This window comes from Gillisia marina (genome assembly GCF_000258765.1).
GTDB classification, from domain to species: domain Bacteria; phylum Bacteroidota; class Bacteroidia; order Flavobacteriales; family Flavobacteriaceae; genus Gillisia; species Gillisia marina.
Genome location: NZ_AJLT01000001.1, coordinates 1 through 20,941, shown reverse-complemented (window position 1 = coordinate 20,941; position 20,941 = coordinate 1). Strand labels below are relative to the sequence as shown.

Annotated in this window: 19 protein-coding genes; 3 read left to right on the top strand and 16 right to left on the bottom strand. The window is 33.1% G+C overall.

Going from position 1 to position 20,941, the window contains the following annotated elements; translation table 11 throughout:
• Positions 1–16: 16 nt before the first annotated feature.
• From ON07_RS17510 to ON07_RS00040, 11 genes are all read right to left on the bottom strand, one after another.
• On the bottom strand, positions 17–292 hold the full coding sequence (locus tag ON07_RS17510) for a Crp/Fnr family transcriptional regulator (RefSeq protein WP_316928044.1): 276 nt from the start codon (positions 290–292) through the stop codon (positions 17–19).
• 15 nt (positions 293–307) lie between these two features.
• A complete protein-coding gene (locus ON07_RS00080) occupies positions 308–1,009 on the bottom strand; it encodes a hypothetical protein (protein WP_010227181.1) in 702 nt (233 codons plus the stop codon).
• A gap of 96 nt (positions 1,010–1,105) precedes the next feature.
• Positions 1,106–2,374, bottom strand: coding sequence for a cation:proton antiporter domain-containing protein (locus ON07_RS00075; protein ID WP_010227179.1), 1,269 nt, complete (start codon positions 2,372–2,374; stop codon positions 1,106–1,108).
• Between the two features lie 3 nt (positions 2,375–2,377).
• Positions 2,378–3,091, bottom strand: coding sequence for a hypothetical protein (locus ON07_RS00070; RefSeq protein ID WP_010227177.1), 714 nt, complete (start codon positions 3,089–3,091; stop codon positions 2,378–2,380).
• Complete coding sequence (locus ON07_RS00065; RefSeq protein ID WP_010227174.1) at positions 3,092–5,476, bottom strand: P-loop NTPase family protein; 2,385 nt, start codon at positions 5,474–5,476, stop codon at positions 3,092–3,094.
• A gap of 187 nt (positions 5,477–5,663) precedes the next feature.
• On the bottom strand, positions 5,664–6,113 hold the full coding sequence (locus ON07_RS00060; protein ID WP_010227172.1) for a cold-shock protein: 450 nt from the start codon (positions 6,111–6,113) through the stop codon (positions 5,664–5,666).
• Positions 6,114–6,390: 277 nt separating this feature from the next.
• Positions 6,391–6,867 carry a cupin domain-containing protein gene (locus tag ON07_RS00055; protein ID WP_029331246.1) on the bottom strand — a complete coding sequence of 159 codons (477 nt, stop codon included), beginning with the start codon at positions 6,865–6,867 and terminating at the stop codon, positions 6,391–6,393.
• A gap of 11 nt (positions 6,868–6,878) precedes the next feature.
• Positions 6,879–8,261, bottom strand: coding sequence for an FAD-binding oxidoreductase (locus ON07_RS00050; protein ID WP_010227170.1), 1,383 nt, complete (start codon positions 8,259–8,261; stop codon positions 6,879–6,881).
• A gap of 220 nt (positions 8,262–8,481) precedes the next feature.
• The gene (locus tag ON07_RS17340) at positions 8,482–8,592 is read right to left on the bottom strand and encodes a DUF1622 domain-containing protein (protein ID WP_262486206.1); all 111 of its coding nucleotides are present in this window, start codon (positions 8,590–8,592) and stop codon (positions 8,482–8,484) included.
• Between the two features lie 19 nt (positions 8,593–8,611).
• Positions 8,612–8,851: a DUF1622 domain-containing protein gene (locus ON07_RS17335; RefSeq protein WP_010227169.1), complete on the bottom strand. Its 240-nt coding sequence runs from the start codon at positions 8,849–8,851 to the stop codon at positions 8,612–8,614.
• A 40-nt stretch (positions 8,852–8,891) separates the two neighbouring features.
• Positions 8,892–9,347, bottom strand: a complete 456-nt coding sequence (locus tag ON07_RS00040) for a universal stress protein (protein ID WP_010227167.1) — start codon at positions 9,345–9,347, stop codon at positions 8,892–8,894.
• 323 nt (positions 9,348–9,670) lie between these two features.
• Between ON07_RS00040 and ON07_RS00035 the strand changes: the two genes are divergently transcribed.
• Positions 9,671–10,153, top strand: a complete 483-nt coding sequence (locus ON07_RS00035) for a ferritin-like domain-containing protein (RefSeq protein ID WP_010227166.1) — start codon at positions 9,671–9,673, stop codon at positions 10,151–10,153.
• Between the two features lie 83 nt (positions 10,154–10,236).
• Here the strand turns inward: ON07_RS00035 and ON07_RS00030 are convergent, their stop codons facing one another.
• A complete protein-coding gene (locus ON07_RS00030; protein ID WP_029331244.1) occupies positions 10,237–10,875 on the bottom strand; it encodes a hypothetical protein in 639 nt (212 codons plus the stop codon).
• Between the two features lie 134 nt (positions 10,876–11,009).
• Here ON07_RS00030 and upp point away from each other — a divergent pair, with 134 nt between their 5' ends.
• The gene (gene upp, locus ON07_RS00025) at positions 11,010–11,666 is read left to right on the top strand and encodes a uracil phosphoribosyltransferase (protein ID WP_010227164.1); all 657 of its coding nucleotides are present in this window, start codon (positions 11,010–11,012) and stop codon (positions 11,664–11,666) included.
• On the opposite strand, the gene ON07_RS17505 is transcribed toward upp, so the two are convergent.
• The 3 genes from ON07_RS17505 to ON07_RS00015 are packed head-to-tail and all read right to left on the bottom strand — an operon-like array spanning position 11,663 to position 18,805.
• Positions 11,663–12,427, bottom strand: coding sequence for a BamA/TamA family outer membrane protein (locus tag ON07_RS17505; protein ID WP_316928042.1), 765 nt, complete (start codon positions 12,425–12,427; stop codon positions 11,663–11,665). The two genes, upp and ON07_RS17505, sit on opposite strands and share 4 nt — an antisense overlap.
• 29 nt (positions 12,428–12,456) lie before the next feature.
• Complete coding sequence (gene tamL, locus ON07_RS13925; protein ID WP_316928041.1) at positions 12,457–13,944, bottom strand: translocation and assembly module lipoprotein TamL; 1,488 nt, start codon at positions 13,942–13,944, stop codon at positions 12,457–12,459.
• Positions 13,945–13,951: 7 nt separating this feature from the next.
• Positions 13,952–18,805, bottom strand: a complete 4,854-nt coding sequence (locus tag ON07_RS00015) for a translocation/assembly module TamB (protein ID WP_010227163.1) — start codon at positions 18,803–18,805, stop codon at positions 13,952–13,954.
• Between the two features lie 683 nt (positions 18,806–19,488).
• Between ON07_RS00015 and ON07_RS00010 the strand changes: the two genes are divergently transcribed.
• Positions 19,489–20,316, top strand: coding sequence for an OmpA family protein (locus ON07_RS00010; protein ID WP_010227162.1), 828 nt, complete (start codon positions 19,489–19,491; stop codon positions 20,314–20,316).
• Between the two features lie 182 nt (positions 20,317–20,498).
• Here ON07_RS00010 and ON07_RS13920 read toward each other — a convergent pair whose 3' ends face one another.
• Positions 20,499–20,819: a DoxX family protein gene (locus ON07_RS13920; RefSeq protein WP_010227161.1), complete on the bottom strand. Its 321-nt coding sequence runs from the start codon at positions 20,817–20,819 to the stop codon at positions 20,499–20,501.
• Positions 20,820–20,941 lie beyond the last annotated feature (122 nt).

The window sequence follows — 20,941 nt, the reverse complement described above, 5'->3', positions numbered from 1 at the left end:
CTTAGCGGGAACATTATTAAAAAAAAGCTTCAAAATCTGAAATCCACCAATCTTCTAAGGCAAACTGAATAATATGTTTATCTCCGGATTCATCAAGATAATACGCCTCTAAACAACCAGAAACCACATAGTATTCTGAATTAACCAAATCTCCGGGTTGAATTAGAAAATTCTTTTTAGAGATCTTGATCTCTTCCAAAATACTGGTAAATTCCTGTTGCTCACTCTCCGAAAGTGAAATTATCTTCTCAAGATGATCTAGAATATTCCTATGTATGCTTTCCCCTTTCATTTAAGATATTACTCCTTAATCTTCCTCTTCAACTTCCTCATCATTATGAGTTTCAGCTTCAAAGCCTTCAACGTATTTTAAATTCTGAAAGAAATATTTTGAAGAAATCACCGTAACCAAAGCTGAATTATCAGATTGTATTTCGGTATTCATTTGCCAAATAATATTCTCGGCTTCAGCAAAAGATTGAGAGCTTAATTGTTCTGTAAACAATCTATTAATCAACGTGTGTTCAGGCATTCCATGCGCCAACAACCTTATTAAGGCAGCTTCAGTGATTTTATCATCAATAAGAAGATCCTTCAATTTATCTGATGTGATCTTTACTTCAAATTCAACTGCTTCAGGATGAGGAAATTTACCATTAAATGCATCATATAAAATCTGTCCTGTGTTGAAGAAATCTTCATGATACCCAATTTCAGCATATTCCTCCCACATTTTCTCTTCCCGCATTTCATTGGAAAGATTATCTATTTGCCCGGAATTTAATCTATCGCTAAACACATAACCAAGAATAAGTCTGGCCGATTCCTCGGGCTCGTTATCTGCAATGGCCATGTAGCACATGTCTTTTAGTTCAGCTTCAGGAATTTCAGAGATGTCACCATATTCCATTACTCCCAGCAAATCCTTGTATTTTTGATTAGTCCAGTAATTGGGAAGGACTAGGATTGTTTGAAAATTTAATATCTCTACTTTATATAGTGTATTCATTGCTCAATCGAATTTTATAATTGTAATTATCTAATTTTTTTAGATTTGCCAAAATTGACTAATTACAAAGGATTTCTATCCCAATGCAAGGTTAATTTACCTGGTTGTTTCTTCCAAAACAGGAGCTTTCCACTTAGTAGTTCCAACTTTAATACTGTTTGCTGCTTTAATCGCCTTCGAAGATCTACGCTTATCATAAATCATGGCAAAAGTCATGATAAGACTCGTTCCTATAATTACAAATAGCAAGATTCCAGGTTCAAATGTAGCTATTTCGGCTTCTACAGGAATTGCATAAAATAAGAGCACGGTAATTAATCCGCGTGGTGCAATAAATAACTGCGGAATTATATCGGCTCCTATAAAGATTCTTAGCAGTACAAATCTTATTCCGTAGATAGAACCAATAATCATTAAACTGATAAGGGCTACATCTAAATTCCAAAGTGATGCAATTGCGATGGTTAAACCGAAGATTACAAAAAAGAACGTTCGTACTACAAAAGCGGTTTCGGCAGTAATTGTATGAAGCTCATGATAAATATGATGCGCTTTTTCGAAATGAAGAAATTTAGAGAGTTTTCCTTTAAAAAACAATTTCATATTTGCGATTACCAATCCGAAGATCAAGATGATAATAAGCGACGATAAATGCATCTTTTTACCCAAGGCATACAACAGCAATAACACACCAATTAAAAGGAACAATTTTACCTGACTTTTAATGCGCTGGAATATTAAAATAATACCATAACTAGCTACAAGAGAAATTACAATTGTTAAGATTAGATTTCCACTAAATCCTGCTATCCCTCCATCTTCTGCCGGATTTAATTTTCCGGTAAGAAAATAGAACATCATAATTCCCAAAATGTCTGAAAAAGTACTTTCATAGATATGAAATTCTCTTTTAGTACCAGATAAACCTAATACACTAGGTATTATAATCGCACTAGATAATATGGATAATGGTGTAGCATATAACCAGGCAGATTGCATGGTCATTTCCGGTATGAAATTATATAGAATAAGCGCAGCAACCCATGCCGAAGCTAACAGGCCAATAAGCGCTATCCCCATTGCTTTTAAAATAGGGACGAGTTTTTCTCGCTTTAGTTCCAGTTCTAATGCGGCTTCTAAAACAATCATAATTAATCCAACGATTCCCAAAACTTCTAAAACAGGGAAAAAATCTACATTTCCTGCATCTAAATATTCCAATAAATATTGAAGACCAACCCCCAGCATTATTAGCATAAGAACTGCAGGAATATTTGTTTTCTTGGATACCCCGTTAAAAAGGAAGGACAGTATTATAATTACCGACACACCAATTATTAAATTATAAGAGGTTAAAATTTCCATATGTTAAATCGCTTTACGGGTTAAACTTGTTGCTATTTCTTTTGAATTTAAAAAAGAAATAAGATCTTGGGTAGTTGCCCCAGATTCTAACGTATATTTTAAAATAAGATGCTCCGATTCTGAACTCTTTTTGAGGCTTGGCTTTTCTTCAAAATTAAGAATAGGATTATCAAACAATAAGTCCAAAATAGCATCCTGAGTAAGCTCTGTACTAAGGTATAGTGTTTGTCTTAAAGCACTGCTTTTGTTGGAATTGATGGTAAAGCCATATTCCTCAACATTTCTATAATGCACGTATTGCTCACCAAATTCTGTATTTACAATCATTCCTAAAACCATTAGGCGCTTTATCTCTCCGTCTAAATTTTCAGATTTAATAAGAGCTCCTTCATTTACAATGGGATTGGACTTAAAGATTATACCGCTTAGATAATTGCGGATATATGGGAAACCGAAAATTCCAATAATGAGTATTAGAATGCTGTGTGTGATGTAATTGATAGAGATAAATCCAAGAATAAAAACGATAACAGCAGCCGGAGTATAAAAGAACAAACTGTTTCGAAGCCAGAAAATAAACTGCTTTTTGGCTAGATTTTTCTTGGCTGAGTTTTCAATAATTTGAATTACAATTTTGATAATTCCATAAAGCGCCAAAAGTCCTATAAAAAGGTAAAGTAGTCCCTTCCAGGAATAAAATGTTGTGATAGTTTCCATTTATTTTATAGTTCCTCTATATCTAAGAATTTCAAAGATATCTGAAGTTATTACCCGATTCAAAATGAGATTTCCATTAGAGTTTCTCCATAAAACCTTCGTATTTACAAGTCTTTTAATCCCAGAGTCGAAATTGATGTTATAACTTTTACCCAAGAAATTTTTCAGTAATACTTCATTTACATATTTGTAGAGATACACATATTTTAAAATTATGAGCTCTTCTGAACTAAAAAAATCTTCAAAGTTACATTCAGCTTCCTCAAAAATAACCAGATTATTCTCGGTCATTTTTGTGCTATATGCCCAAGCCTGTAAAACTTCACCAATATTATTTTTAAACTGACTGCATAATTCCTGAACATTATTTTCTATTTGCTTTGGCGACATTACATGCATGTCTTTATTCACCAATTTTTTATGAGAAGCTCCATGCCGAATTAAAACCGCTTTAAATATTTCTTCTGTTCTGGTTTTATTAAGATTCAATCTGGTTGTAAAAGCGTTAGAAAATGGCAATCTCTGGTCTAAGTGTCTTTGCATCGCCTTAGACATAGATACCATCACGAAAGTTCTATCAGATTCTGAAAGTACAAAGTTTACAAGTGCCCTTACATTATCTAAAAAACTAATTTCTTCAGATCTCCAATATTCCAAATCGTCTATTAACAAGACCGGTTTGGTATTATAAATATTCTTATTTACCTCTTGTAAAGCTTCTTTTAAGTTCTTTGTAGTCTTGAACTTTCTACCCTCGATAGTAATAGTGCTATCGGTTTCTAAAAGAATAATATCCTTGCCAAAATGCTTTTTCGCGAAATCTTCCATAAGGGTAGATTTTCCGCTCAAATTATTTCCTGTAATTAATGCAGACTTATTAAAGCCTTTTTGCCAATCATTAAAACAATTATACAGTTTGGTTTCTTCTTCCACCCGGGGCACAAGAAATAAATCACCTATAAAATTTTTATTTAAAAACAAGGTATCATAATGTGCATTTTCTTCCTTAACCATTCTAAACTTAATGCAATTAATCGCTTTCTCGATAGAATTATCTTGTTGAGAGGAGATCGTTTTTTCGTAAGATGAGTTTAGAGATTTAAGTGCAATCTTAGCTTTATGAAACCAATCTATTAACAAGCCACTGCTTTCTGTGGTATATTGATTTATTGAAGATTGAAATGATACTTCAAGAAATTCTTCTGGCTTATAAACATTAGTAGCTAACAGCTCATTAGCTAATTTGTATTCAATTTGACTAATAATTTGTTGCTGCTTTGTAATATTTAACCCAATTGTTTTTTGGATCTCTTTTAAAGTTACTATTTGAGCATTAAGTGGTGTTAAGGACTTATTCTTTGTAATTAGCTTAAGACTGCTTTTTAAATTTAGAAGGCTATGTTTGTAATAGGAGGCTAAATTATTCTGCTTTTCCCACAAGTCTATCAAATAAGGCAATAACTCATAATCGAGCCATTTCTTTACAGATTTATTAAAATCTATTTTTTTAATAAGCAGAAGACCTGCATTGATATCGGTTGGAAAGTTTAATGTCGATAAGGATTTTGTCCTATCTTCTACAAGATCTGTAAAACCTTCCAGTTTTCTACCCGAAGAAGTTTCTATTTTTTTTACGGCAAGATCAATATCAGCAACAACAAGTGGAATTGCTTCATTATCGTTCATAACTTCTAACGAAGCTGAAAGTTGTTCTATGGTATCTTCAGAATTTTTAGCTTCTGCTAAACTATTTTCGTAAGAACCAACAGTATAATTTTTAATCGAGTTAAAGATCTCGATTATCTTTTTAAAGGTTTTATCGGCAGCATCTATAAGCTGAATTTGCTCTAGAATATTTTCAAATTGATCTTTATAAACCGGCCAAGGGTTTTGATGATGTTTTATTTTTCTGGAAATATCTTTTCCGCTTTTTTCGAACCTAATAATAGTTCTATGTTCTTGCTCAATATTTTTTTGAAAAGCATTTAAAGCTTGAAGAAGAATAGATTTTGACTCTATAAGATGTGCTTCCAGGGATCGTTTATCTACAACATTTTCTTGAAATTTATGTGAGACGATGTGGAGTTGAAGAAAAACATCTCGATGCAAAAGCATTAGATCCTTAAAAGATTTTGCTAATGCGTAATTTAATAAGTAGCATTCTTGAGAGTTTCCTTTTCCAGAAGAAATTTTTTGAAATTCTTTATCTGAAGCAGAAGTATAAAAGTTAGCTAATTCTGAAAAGTTGAAAATAATTGTTCTTTTTAACTTTTCAGAATCAGTAATAGTATCTACTACATTTATATATCCATCAAGTTCTAACTGGAACTTTTTTGAAGAGTAATCAGATGTAACCTCAGATGGTTCCAAAACTTTTATTTCCATTTAAAAATCAAACGACTTAGATGAGATTAATAATATTGTAATATCATCTAAAGTTACATACATTTTATCTTAAATGACAAATTTAGCTCGATTCCATCTAAAAAATTCAAACTAAAATTTACTTTCAGCAAGAGCCAATTTCAAATTTAGCTTGTAACCTATTTAAAGTAAAGGTTTAAGAAAAAAACTATCCTTTCTTAACTCGAACAGCATTCATACCTTTCATTCCTCGTTCGATTTCGAAAACTACATTATCTCCTTCTTTAACTTCATCGATCAGTTCGCTAATGTGAACGAAATATTTTTCTTGAGAATCTAGGTCATTAATAAATCCAAAACCTTTAGAATCGTTAAAGAATTCAACTTTTCCTTTATGGAAAGGATCTTCTTCTACATATTCTTTTTTAGGAACACCAATTACAATGCTTTCTGCATCTACTTTTTCCTTCTTTTTATTAGGATCTGGTGGTGTATCTGTTAATTGCCCATTCTCATCTACATAAACCAACATATCTTCCAAATCGCCACTCTTTGCATTAGATTTACGCTCTTCTTTCTTACGTTGCTTTTCTTCACGTTTCTTTAAACGCTTCTTTTCTTTTTCTTTTTTACCAAAACTTTCTTGTGGTCTCGCCATTCTTATTTAAAATATTAATTATTATACAATTGTTCTCCGTGAACAAAATCTGGCAACTCGTAAAAACACTCGAATAGAAAGCAAAAAGATCTCAAAAATGGATAAATCCTATCGTTATTGAGGGTAATGAGATTACTTGAAGGGCATTTATACGTTTACCGTTGCGTAAAAGTACAATAATAATCGTATAAATCCTTACTCCTTTAACATCTGCTGCCTTAAAAAACAAAATATTAAATCAGTTCTTTTGTTTAATTACCAGAATATATTCAATCCATTATTTATTTATAGGAATTGCATCTAATGGATCTTCAAATGCTATAAATAATACACATGGGCCTGCGTTTCCACACTTCCCTGAATGTGGCTTTTTGGCCGGACCATAAGCATAATTTCCTTTTTTTAATGTTTGAGTTTGTTCTCCTTGATACGTAACATCTAATTCTCCGGACAACAAAATCATTCTCTCTGCAGAGTTATGTATATGATTCGGAATATTGGTATTCGCCGGTAATTTAAAGAGAATATCAACATTCGGCTTTGCCGGATCTCCATGTAGGACTGCAATTTCACAGCCATCGGGCATAAATTCCGGACAAGGTCCCCAAACAATACTGGAACTATTCGCATCTTTTACTAAAGATTTTTCTAATGAACTATTATTACTTTCTTGACCAAAAGAAAGGAACGGGAAAATAGCAGCTATTAACAAGCAAAGCCAGATGTTTCGGAATGGTATTATTTTATTTTTCATACTATTATTTATTAAGGTTTAATATTCTGATTCACTCTGAATAAATTTTCAGGATCGTATTTCCTTTTAACTTCCACTAATCTATCATAGTTTCCTTTGTAGCTTGCCTTAATACGTTCCTCTCCTTCATTCATTAAGAAATTTGAATACGCTCCACCAGCTGAATACGGATGTAAGGCTTCCCAATAATCTTTACACCATTTTGTTATTTTAACAGCATTCCCCGGATCTGGGTCTACTCCTACTATAACTCCGGCATATTTTGCATCACGATATGCCCAAGCGGTTTCAGAATTCTTTTTCCTACTTGCTGCACCATTTATTGGGTACAAATGCATTTGTGATAAAGGAGTTGGAATTTGAGATCCAAATTTCTTATGTGCTTTCCTTAATTCCGGACCTAATTCATTAAAAAAATCTGCCCGCCAATACCATTGTAATCCCGGTGGCATTAATCCATCAAAAAGCGTTTGCAGTGCAGGATACGGCATCTCTCCCAAATGTTCGAAAATGGGTTTCAAATCTCGCATTGGTTTAAATACTTTTTCAGCGTTTTTTGAATCGCCTAGGTAGCACCAAACAATTCCACAGAATTGTTTATTATGAAGAAAATCTGGAAATGGTGGTCCGGGAATTATCATCGTTGCTATAAATCCATTGAGATCTTCTTCAGCATCTTCAATAAATTTATCGTACCATTCCATTATTTCTTCCGTTTGCTCGATTGGCCATAGCATAGGTCCTCCATAAACCGTTTTTACAGGGTGACCCTGAAATTTAAAGGAAGTAACAATTCCAAAATTTCCACCACCTCCACGCACAGCCCAGAAAAGATCCGGGTACTGATGATTATTTACTGTAAGATACGTGCCATCTGCCATAACCATATCTACCTCCATTAAACTATCTATAGTCAATCCATATTTTCTGGCCAAATAGCCAACTCCACCGCCTAGGGTAAGACCTGCAACGCCGGTAGTAGAAATCATTCCGGAAGGAACCGCAAGGCCAAATGGGTGCGTAGCATGATCCACCTCTCCCCATAAATTACCGGCTCCAACCCTTACCGTTTTATCTTCAGCATTAACACGTACGAATTTAATTTCAGAAAGATCTATTACCATTCCACCGTCACATAAACCGAGTCCGCCACCATTATGGCCTCCACCCCTAATGGCGATTAATAATTTATTTTCTCTTGCAAAATTTACTGCTGAAATTACATCGGCAGTATCAATACATTGTACGATCATTCCCGGATGCTTATTGATCATCGCATTGTAGACTTTTCTTGTCTCTTCATAAATTTTGTCCTCGGGAAAAATCACTTGTCCTTTAATCTCCTTTGATAGCACCTCTTTCATGGTGGTATCCACTGTACCCGTTAATTCCATAACTAAATTATTTATTAATGAATATTTAAATCACAAACTAGTAGGATGAGAGTTACTCACTTATGAGAGTTTCTTAATTCTAGGGATAAATTTTAATGGGATATACGGAGGGAAAAATCTGATAATTAAGGACTTAAAGATAATAAATAAAATTAATCCAAAGCAGGGTTTGAATTAATTGTAGCTAAAAAAATTAAATTTTAATAGTTGGGTTTGATTGTTATGAATCAGTAGAAGAGGTTGCTTCAATCTTTTTAGATTGCCAAGGAAATTTACCTTCAATTTCAACTTGCAGGGACATGCTTAAAAATGTTCTTATTAAAACAATCACTCCAAGAGTAAAGACTTTTTTAAGCGTTGGTTCTGGTTACAACAGTTGCAATAATATCTGCTGCCACCAATACTTCTAGACCTAATAGAATTGCTTTACCAAGCTCTCTCCTTAAACGAGTGTAGAGATGATTTTTAAACTTTAATTGAGAAATAAGAAATCGAATTATTGCTATTAGCGCGCCTAAGGCAATTATAATTACTCCTATAGCTTCCATTCCTTTTGCAACATATTCTATATAAAGTTTTATTTCATCCATACTTAATAAAATTGAGATAGTTAGATTTTGAAAAGAAAGACTACTTTTTAGTAGGTACCATATAAACAGGTATTTTAGTATTCTTTAATACTTTTGAAGCTACATCGCCTATGAAAATTTTCTCTAAAATACTATGGCTATGAGTTCCTAACACGATGGTATCGGCATTCCAGAGAGATGCGTATTCCAGTATTACATCGGCAGTATTTCCTTCAATTATTTTGATAACCACACTTGGATCATTTAAATGTGTTTTAACGGTCTCCAAAAAGTTCTCTGCCACCCGATGCATTTCCTTATTTATATTAATATCTATTTCAGCATCAAAACCATCATAGCCCATAAAAGTTGGATATTGAACACCATAATATTGAACATCTGCAATAACATGGAGTAAACATACTTCAGCATTTAGAGCTTTAGAAAGTTGGTACCCGGCATCAGCAACCATCTCTGAAGTTGGATTATAATCTATACAAATAAGAACTTTTTTCATAACTCAAAGAATTAATAATAATAGTATTAGAATTAAATTTCAATTAAGAAAGCGTTACTAATTTCGTAATAAATTGAACAATCACGGAAAAATTATATAACTTATTTTCAATAATTCAAAAATAAATATAGAATTTACCTGTTATAGTTATCACATTGTTCTCTAAATACTTAAGGATTAATGGGAATACTAAAAGTTATTTTTTAAGTTCTTAACATATACTGTTAAACCATTGCAAAATATGATTTCGATTATCTTTTTTTGAGTAATTATCACAGTATATTTATAGGACATTACCTAATTATAATTTAAATAAAAATAATATGAAAACCACTAGAGAAGAAGCAAAAGAAGAGCTACATGATGAAGTTGTAAATAATCTTAATGAACTATTAGAGAAAAATTATGATGCTGAAAAAGGTTTTAAAAAAGCATTGGAAGATGCGGAAAACCCGAGGCTAAAAAACTTCTTTAAGCAGCAAGCTGTTATCCGAAATAGATTTAAAACGGAAATTGAAAAAGAATTACACGACCTAAACGCTCACCCTAAGTTGAAGGAAGGTAGTACTACTGGAACTTTACACCGAGTATGGATAGATCTTAAAACTGCTTTAAGTGGTAATGACGACGAAGCTGTACTTGAAGAATGCATTAGAGGTGAGAAAGCAAGTGTTAAGGAATATGAAGAGAAGTTGAAAAAAGGACATTTTGCTCCAAGAACAAAAGCAATGCTCACCAACCAATTGAATGAAATAAAAAACACCGTTTCCACGGTTAAAAGATTGGAAGATATCGCAGATGATTAATCTGTTTAGTATAAAATAAAAAAGTCCCGAAATAGTATTTCGGGACTTTTTTAATACTCTTAATTTTTGCTGCTACTTTGAAATTACTGTTTCACAAAGATCACACTGGCTTTCGCCCCGGTGAGCAAATTCCATTCATTAGAAGTAATTAATTCTCCCTGATCTCCATAAATCTTAAAAGCTGCAGTATTAGGCCCGGAACTCCCTTGATTGAGTGCTTCAATTTCTATGGTATTAAAACCGCTTTCCAATTTTACTAGGATAGGTGTATAATTAGCTTGCAATTCTATAACAGATTCAATCATTTTTCCATTTACGTACACCCGAACTTTATCGCCATCTACATATTGATAATCTCTGCATAAAACTTCTACATAACTTCCTTTAGTTTTAAAATCTCCCAAATATTGATCTTTTCTAAATTCTTCGCTGATTCTTTTATCTTCTGTCCATTTTTTTTCAATAAAATCTCCGGCAGTTAAAAGATCATTATCAGTTCTCATACTAAAAGTCTCTTTTTTCTCTGAGGGTAAATTTGAAGTTCTCTCCTTTGCCTTAAAAAATGGATTAGTAGATTTTCTTGCCGGGATTGCAGATCCTTCACTAGGTGGCGGAAAAGAAGTTCCTGCCCTTTCAATAGGTGTGGACTTTACGGGAGTTTCTTGCGAAAATACAAGAGTAGATCCAAGCATGAATATGAAAAGAATAACAGGTAATTTCATTTAATAAAATTAAATAACAATTAAAAAATCTATAATATCAAAAATAACACCATGAATTATAAAAAAGCAGATTTTATTGAACTGAATGAATAGCTTACTAAATATTCTACTTAAATTTATCCAAAATCCTTTTAATGCAAGTTATCAATCTAGGTGAAAACCAATCTATTTTAAATAAATTTATTTCTGAACTACGTGATGTCTCTGCGCAAGCAGACAGAATGCGTTTCCGAAGAAATATTGAACGAGTTGGAGAAGTATTGGGATATGAGCTAAGCAAAGCTCTTTCTTACGATTCTGTAGCTATTAAAACTCCTTTAGGAAATGCAACTTGTAATTTACCCAAGGAAGATATAGTAATATGTTCCATTTTAAGGGCTGGCCTACCATTGCATCAAGGCTTGCTTAATTATTTTGATACTGCAGAAAACACATTTATATCGGCATACAGGCATCACACTTCTGAAAATGAGTTTGAAATAAAAGTAGAGTATTTAGCTTCCCCTTCCTTGGAAAACAAAACGCTCATCCTTGCCGATCCTATGCTTGCTACAGGAAGATCTTTTGTTAATGTTTATAACGCACTGAAGGAAATGGGAACTCCTAAGGAGATTCACTTAGCTTCTGTAATTGGTTCCCAACAAGGGATAGATTATATAAGTAAGCATTTTCCTGAAAAAACAAAACTCTGGATCGCTACGGTAGATAAAGAGTTGAATGATAAAGGCTATATAGTTCCCGGGCTAGGCGATGCTGGAGATCTGGCTTTTGGAGTTAAGCTTCAGCATTAAAAAGGATAGCCAATCGCAAAATTCAAAACAGGATTTGCATAATCGAAATTAAACTTTTTTCCATCTGTTGGTCGCTTTAGTGCTGCAGCAAGATCGAATCTTATCACAAAACTTTGAATATCCACTCGAAGGCCGGCTCCTGCACCAATACCTAACTGATTGATAAAATCTCCGGTAAATTCTCCTCCCGGCAAAGCTTCATTCTCTTTTGTGTTCCAAACATTTCCGGCATCTGCAAATAAAGCACCCTTAAAGAAGGAGTAAATTGGAAATCGATATTCTACATTCGCTTCTAAACGGATATTTCCAGTTTGATCGAAATAAGAATTGAATTCATCTACCTCGGGCACATAAGTTCCCGGTCCTAAAGAGCGAGTTTTAAATGCCCTTACACTATAAGGTCCACCAGAAAAGTATTGTTTGGTATATGGCATAACATCAGAATTTCCATAAGGCAATCCAAGACCTGCGAAAAAACGAGTTGCAATCTTTTGTTCTTTCCCAAAATTAAAATGATACCTAAGATCTACATCTGCTTTAGCATATTGAGCAAATTCGGAACCTAAAAAAGTACTAGGTTCATCTTCGTTTTTACTTCCACTTAAAAGACTAAGGGTGTTCCCAGCGACATCTAAATTAAAATTAGTGTAAAACTGATGCTTCTTAAAAACATCTACCATCCCATTATAGGTAAAAGAATAGGTAAGTCCAGCTATGAATTGTTGATCAAAACTAGTCCTTAAAAAAGGATTATCATCCAAGATAGCTTCAAACTCCGGAGTGGTATTGGTTAGTCTAACAAATTTACAGAGATAGGATTGAACTCATGGGTAACGTATTTATTTGCAGTCCAGAAATACCCGAAGCTTGAATAAAAAGAAGTAAGGCTAAAAAGATTGGTTCTATTCAAAAAATCGGCTCCTAAGCTTATTCTGGTTTTAGGAATAGCATATTGAAAGAAATCTTTACTAATAGAAATCGGGAATAATAATCTCGGAAAAATTAGATCCGATTTTAATCCAAATTCGATGCTATTAAATCCGGATTGATTTCCTTTTGCTATCTGAAATTCGTAACCAAATTTTCCTGTAATATTTAAAATTTCTCCTCCTTTAAACAAATTTCTATTTACATAAGTAAGCTCTAGATTAGGTCCTGCAAAATTATTAGATTTTGTTACGGCCTGTAATTCTGCTCTAATAGCCCTTTTGTTTAAAGGAGATAAAAAAATATTTGCTTCTAAGATCCCTAGGCTATCTGTAGACAGAGAATCTATTTCGTCATATCTAATATTTATAAACTTATACGCCCCTATAGTCGCTAGTCTTCTACTTGTTCTTCTGGATATCGTGGGATTAAAATATTGATCTTTTTCAATTAAAATAAAAGGATCTAATCGTTTTGGTTTAAAATATTCGGTTTCCTGTATAAAGTTCTTATCGGCATAAATGATAGTGTCTTTCCTAATAGAATCTGTATCAACTACATAATTTGGAAATATATTTACTTTCGCGATCTTATAAGGAACTATGGTTTTTTGAGGCACATCTTTTTTCAATCTTAAAAATAGATCGAACCTATTATTAGAATATTGATTGGTATCTGCTTCAAAAATCAACAAGCCTGGACTAAAATTATAATAGCCCTTCTGTTTTAAATCTCCTTCAATTCGTTCCCTTTCTAGTTTAAGCTTGGAAAGATCATATCGCATTCCCGGCTTTATAGGAGTTTTATCCAAACTTCTACTTATGTCTTTATAAACCAACAAACTATCGCTATCCAACTTATAATTCTTCAGTAAATAGGGATCAGAAAGTCTTACATTATACGTGGCGGAAGCTTCTTTTACCTTTTCATTCTCTTCTATGTTGGAAGTAACTTCACTAAAGAAAAATCCACGATTCTCAAGGCGGTTATAGATTAAACTTTCAGTTTGCGATAAATCTACTCTGGAAGAGTAAACCGGCTCTTCCCCAATTTTCTTATTTAAAAATTTTACTATAAACCCTGGTTTCTCCCTTTGAGCCTTATAATGATAATAAAGACCTGGTCTCAAGCCTAATGCCTTTGTGTTCGGCGAAGGTCGCAATACAGCTTCAAGTTCTCCTTGCAACTCATCTATGCCTTGAATAGTGTCTTCTGAATTTATAACTACTTCTGCACCGGTATATAAAAGTTTATCTTCAGGAACATATTTTTTAGCACTACAAGCGCAAATTAAACCGAAGCCTAGAACTATAAGTGAACGTTTTAATAAAAATGAATTTTCAAATTTCATAAAGGATTTATTTTTTATCTTCATTTTTATCAACCTGTTCTTTTACCGCTTTTTCGAATAACTCTTCAAATTTATTGAATTCTTGAGTGAAGATTAATGCAATACCACTAACAATTAGTTGACCGTCTATAACATTGTCGAATGTATTATTTCTGAAACCTTTAAGTCTAAACTTACCATCTTCGGTTAATAGGTATTCTAAGCTCACATTTCCTATAATGGCATTGCTTTCTCCCGGAGACTGATCGCTTCCCTGAATATCTAAATTACTCCCAACTCTTACTATAAGCCGGTCATCCAATAGTTTCTTTTGAGCCGCTACATTTAATTGTGTTCGATCTTGAGGATTTTCACCTTGGTAGTCTGTAAAGCTATTCAAGCCGAAATCTAATTCTAAGCCGGAGTCTCCAAGGATTTTTCCGGATAACATATTTAATTGATCTGAAAGTGCCTGATTCAAGTTATCTCTGGCAATTACTTCTGCTCCACCTCCACTACCATCACTACCAGGGTTTGGAAAAAATTTATTCAATACCAATAATGAGAAAACCTGTTTGTTAAGCTCATCTCCCTGCTGATTCAATTGCTGAACTCTTCCATAAACCTGCCCTCCAATGGCTCCTTGTTCATCTTCCGGCATATCCAGATTAAAGGTTAATACAGGTTGCATTAATTCGCCATCTACATTTAAATAAACTAAGAAATCTAATTCCTGTCTAAATTTACCAGCCACAGATTGGTCTGCACCACCTAATTGTGGAGCCATTAAACCCGAAGCCGAAGTTTCCACCCTATAAATTGCACTCGCATCTAGGTTGGCATCAAAAGGGTCTCCAGACCAAGTGATACTACTTCCATCAACAATTTCGAATCTCCTTTTCACCAAATTATAAAGGCTCATTTCATAATGCCCTTTACTCACTTCTATCCGACCTGATAATGTAGTTCGTCCATTTGGTAAAATGCTGAAGAAAAGATCTCCTTCCCCGGATCCTTGAATATTATCTCCCGTTTCCTGATCTATCACCATATTAAAGACAGAGGCATCATCTATAGAAATAGTAGCATTTACTTCATAACCGGAAATCACCACCGATTCCTCCTTTGTTTTGGTAAGAATATCATCCGGATCTTCTCGATTTACAAAAATCACAATTCCATCTCTTTCAACAATATTTAATTCAGATTCTGGAACGATGTAGGTTACATCGGTATCTGGACCTACCTTAAGATCAAGATCTAGTTTAGGTAATAAAAGATCCCCGGTAAGTGTGGCAGTAGCATCGAAACTAGCAGTTCCGTAAAATAAGTCGTTATCTTCTTTTGTTGAATTTAAAACTGTAAAATTAGTAGCTTCAAAACTTAGATCGAATCTCGGATTCAGATAGGTTTCAGTAAAAATAGTTCCATCCATTACAAAGGAATTATTGTTTTCATCCTGAATTTCAAAATTATCGAAATACAAACCTTTATTATCTACTACCAAAGTTTCATTCGGAAAATTAAATCCGGCATTTAGCATGGCTACTTTGAAGCCTGCGTTATTAAATTTAAAGGTTCCATTATATATAGGCTCTAAAGTGGTACCACTTAGCTTCATATTACCCGACAAAACACCTTCCCCATCTGTGATTTCTCCACCTGAAAATCCTTCCAGAGCTATTAATTCGAATTTATTTAAATCCAGATCTAGGTTTAATTTTGCGGCAACTTCATCGGCTATATAATCTCCGGTTAAATCTAAATCTACATTTCCATCTTTTACAGCTAAATTAAAATCGTAGCTTTTATTTCCTTTAGATTTTGCATTTAAAACAAGCCTACCTAAAGGTGCATCCAGCACTTCCAAGTTTAAAATTTCTAAATTAGCCAAGATTCCTGTTTCAGAAAATGGATCTTCAACTACCAACTCTCCATTTAAAATTCCTTTTGCGAGATACTCTTCAGGATCCAAATAGCTTAAAACTGTTTGAAGGGTGAAATTCGTAAAATCGACTCCTACATGTTCCTTAGTTACTCCGGGCTTATCAGAATAAAAACTCATCACCTGATTCTCATGCGTGAATTTAAAATCTTTAAAATCTATTCTAGTATCCAGTAGCGAAATTTCATTAGACACAGGAACATTCCAAGGCAAACCATTTAAAATTAAATTCTCGGGATTTATATGCAAATAAAGAATATCATTTGCTTCGGTAATTTCAGTTTTCACATGAACGATTTCTTGTTCATCATAAAAAGAGCTGAAATCCATAAACAACTTCCTATCTGTGATCTTTCCGTCCCACAGTGTCTTTTTAATTGCAAGTGGTCCGGCATTTAAAGAGTTCAAACCAAAATCGAAGTTTAAATGTGTGGCATCAGAATCTATATTAAAAGCCAAACTATCTATTTGCATTCCATAGAAATCCACAAAAGGAACATTTACTGAAGCAGTTAACTTTCTATTCTTCTCGTTAAAATCCATTTTAATGTTGATAGTATCCAACTCTTCTAAATTAGTTACAAAGACGTCACTTAAAATTGGAGTGTCAATAAATTTTCCCCTTAACGTAACGGAGACAGGATTAATAAGAGTATCTCTAATCTTATCTGGGTGCAGATAACTTGTAAAATGATTAGTTAATGCCGTGGAAAGATCTGCAGGATTAGCATTAGATCGTAATGTGAGATCTAACATCTTGTTATTAATATCCAAAGAAGTAGAATCTGGTAGAACATAGGCTGTGATCCCAACATTTCCAAGGAGATAGGAATCATTATCGTAAATAGCCAAGCCGTCTCTCACGTTGGCATTTACTCTATAACTTTCCGAATCACCTTTAAAAGACATATTTAATTTAAGCGCACCTGTTATATTTCTTGAAGTAAAACCAAGTGCATTAAGATCGGCACCTTTAACATCTAGATTCATATCTATTTGAGAGGCAATGGTATCTAAATTTACATAACCATCTAGAGCGATATCTAAATTTTCATCTTTATAGTTAGCAGTAATTGGCCCTTCTCCATCTAAAAACTCACCATTAAGTTTAAGATCTTTTATGCTATAATTATTAAGTGATAGGCTTGTAATTGTAGCCTCTAGATTTGCATTTAAATTATTTAAGTCCTTTCCATTACCACTTGCATTGACTTTTAAATTAAGAGTTCCAACATTATCCATCTTTAGAAACTTACCTAACTGAAGCTCCATAGTCTCAAATTGTGCATCGAAAGCTATTTCATCATCGAAATTAAAATCCCCTACCATCTTCATATTACCGTTAGATGTCGTTAAATAGGAATTCGTCTTCAATGAAGTTAAATCGCCTGTAAAACTACCTTTTAAAGAAACTGCTGTAGGAAACTCCACTCTTAAATCTTCTTCACTAACAAATCTTTTAAGATCTGCCCGGCTAGATTTAAAGTTTACATTTCGAAAATTGTAACTCAGATTATCTACATCCATTGGGTTATTAATACTACCATTTGCATTTAAGGAAGTAGTATTTCCCCATTTTATAGCTGCGTTGGAAACGGTTAAAGAACTGCCGGACCCTTCTAATTTTAGATTCCCAGATAAATTTTTGGCAGCTAATGCTCTTATATATTCATTCTCTTTTAACTCGGGCATATAGACGAATAGATCATTTATGTCTGCGTTAAAATTTGAAATATCTGCAGCGATATCTATCTTTTCAGGATTATTTATAAGCTGCGTGATGCTACTATACTTTATCTCAGCATTCGCATTTAACCGGTTATCATTCAGTTTTAGTTGAAGTCCATCAACATTTAAATTAGTATCAGAAACCTTTAAATCTCCAGTTAGCTCTTTAAGATTTAATCCCGAACTCTCTTTGAAAGTCAAGGTTTTAATATTGGCTCCGGCTGTTTCATTTTTTAAATAGATGTTTGAGGCTTCAAAATTAAAATCCTCAATAGCAAGCGCATTAGGATTATAAACATCAGATTTAATGATTGCTCCATCCACCAAATAAGTGAATTGATCTTCTATAAAAGAGACCTTATTTACTTGAACAGTCCAGTTAGGCCAAACAAAATCTTCTATAAATTGCTCTGTATTCTTAGGCTTTTCAGCCACTTTTGGATCTGTAAGTGTTGTAGGCTCTAAAACAATATCAGATTCCTTCAGGAAAAGCTCATCTATAAATACATCATTATTAACAAGGTCCATTTTTGGAATAGAAGTTTTTAATGTGCCAATATCCAACTTAGTAGCTAAGCCATCTGGAGTTGCATTGTAATAAGCGCTAACACTTTCAATTTCTAAATTCTCCAAACTTATAAATGGTAAAGGAGAAGATGTGTTCTCCTCTGACTCCGGAAATGGTTTGGTTTGAAGATAAACTATGGAAGAATTTGATAAGCGGGCGTTGGAAATTTGAAATTTCATATTCTCCAAATCGGTTTCTTTCATTTCTAACTGAAAGTTTCCTAATTGCACATCAGCTTCAATTCCACCGACTTTATCGATAAATGAAATTTTAAAATCATTAAAATTGAAATCTCCCAACTTTAAATTCAATGGAGCCGAAGCAGTTGAAGTATCTACTACGGTGCTATCTGTAGAAGCAAACGCATCTACCAAAAATTCATAATTAAAACCTTCCAGAGAATCTTTTCTATAAATATTTGCGTTTAATCCTTCCCAATCTAGGGAATTAACAACAATCCCGCTTCCTTTAATTAAGGGCATGAGCGGAATATCTGCATCCAGTGATTTGGAATAGATTAAAGTATCTCCCTTCTTATCTTCAAAATAAAGCCCTTCTATTTGTATATCCCCAGAAAAAGTGATGAACACTTGGTCTAAGCTAACCAGGGTATTGGTTTTTTCTGAAATATAAGATATCACCTTATTTACTATAATTCCTTGCCCCCAGGGACTTCGAATAAATAATAGAAGTAGCAGTATAAATAGTAAGAGACCAAGAGCTATTTTTCCTAGTATCTTGAAGAATCGTTTTGTCTTGGTTGTTTCTGTTTTCAAATTGTCGTGGGAACTAGATTACAAATTTATTGTAAAGTATTCTTATAAAGAAGCTTAAGCTAGGGTAATTAATTAAGGTATTTAATAAAGTTCTGTTAAAGAAAACTTTGGTATTCGATTAGGAAAGAAGCGTAAATATCAATATTAAAATACTGAACTGAATAAGGTTTAAATTGAGTTACCAACTTATTGAGTTGTTAATTTCAGTAGATCAATCTAACTCGCTCTAAGTATTATAAGAACCAAAACTGTGGCAAATATTCCCACTTTCTATAAGAATTCCACACGTATAACGACTTTGAGTTTTCATAAAAAACTGAAAAATCTCCACTCTAAAACATAGAGAATTTACAAGAACACCCACTAAACAATTGATTTTGAACAATTAAATTATTAAAATCTTGACTTTAATAATGATTTTACCCTAAATGTAATATCAGGCCATATTCATTGGCATTGTTATCGCTTAAAGAGGCAATAGGGTCTGAATGAAAATTATAACATCAAATTATTAAAATATATAATGACCTTTTAATTAAATCTATAATATGAAAAAAATCCTATTAGTTACAGTATTATCTGCAGCCACATTAACTTCTTGCGTTTCTAAGAAAAAGTATGTTGCATTAGAAAGTGAATTATCTAATACACAAAGTAATTTGCAGCGTACTACGATGGAAAAAGAAGAAGCTCAAGCAAAATTAGATGCTATTGAAGCTCGTGTTGCAGATTACAATGCAAAAATCAACTCTTTAAAAGAGTCTAATGATGAAAAAATGGAGATGAACGATCTTACCGTTATGTCCAATAAAACGAAAAAGCAAATGAGAGCTACTTTAGCTAAAGTAGATCAAAATGAATTAAGCAAGGCTACTACACTAGAAGATTCCATCAATCTTGCTGTTTCTTATAATTTGAAGCAATCTATTACTGAAGATTCAGAAAGTGATGATGTACAAATTACGGTAGATAAAACGGTAGTAATGATTAATGTTTCAGATAAATTGCTTTTTAGAAGCGGTAGCTATAGATTAAATAACAAAGCTGATGGTTTGATGAAAAAATTAGCAGAAGTTATAAATTCTGAACCAAGCATGGAAGTTATGGTAGAAGGACATACAGATTCTCAAACTATGGTTCCCGGATCTCATATTCAAGACAACTGGGATTTAAGTGTTAGAAGGTCTACTTCTATTGTAAGAGCATTACAGGACAAGTATAATGTAGATCCTGCCAAATTAATTGCAGCGGGAAGAAGTAGTTATGCTCCTTTAGTAGAAAATACTAATAAAGATAACATGGCAAAAAATAGAAGAACTAGAATAGTTATTATTCCAAATCTTGATAAATTCTTCGCAATGATGGATTCTGAATAAATCCGAATCTATTAATCGTATCAATGGGGTAAAGCTAAATTAGCTTTACCCCATTTTTTTTGAAATCAATTTAAATTTTAGAGAATTTTTATTTTTTAAGAAAGTAATGATCTAAAGCATATTTACCACTACCTACAATACCTATAAATATATACAATACTAAATAGATTAGAGCTAATTCTTTATTTTGAAAAGGATCTGCTGCATGTACTACAAAAAAATGCTATTGCCATTGTGAATGCTAATACAAAAGCTGCTAATCTTGTAGCCAGCCCAACTGCTATTAAAATAGAACAGATTACTTCAGCAAATACAGTTAAGGTAAGTGTAGCAGTTTGTCCTATCCCAATTGGATCTCCAAAGGAAATTTCTTGCGATCCGAAAAGCATTGTCAGTTTCGGGATTCCATGACCAAGCATTAATGCAGCTATAGCAATTCTTAAAAATAGAAGTCCGTAATCTGTTATCGGAAGATTTAAGCTTGTAGTGTACGTATTTTTCATAGTTATATAATTTAAAGGAAAGTTACAAAATATAAGGTGCCTTTAATATAATAAGGAATTAACTCATTTAGATAGTATTCATTTTATTAGATAACCTGAAAATTTACCATTCGTCGATGTAG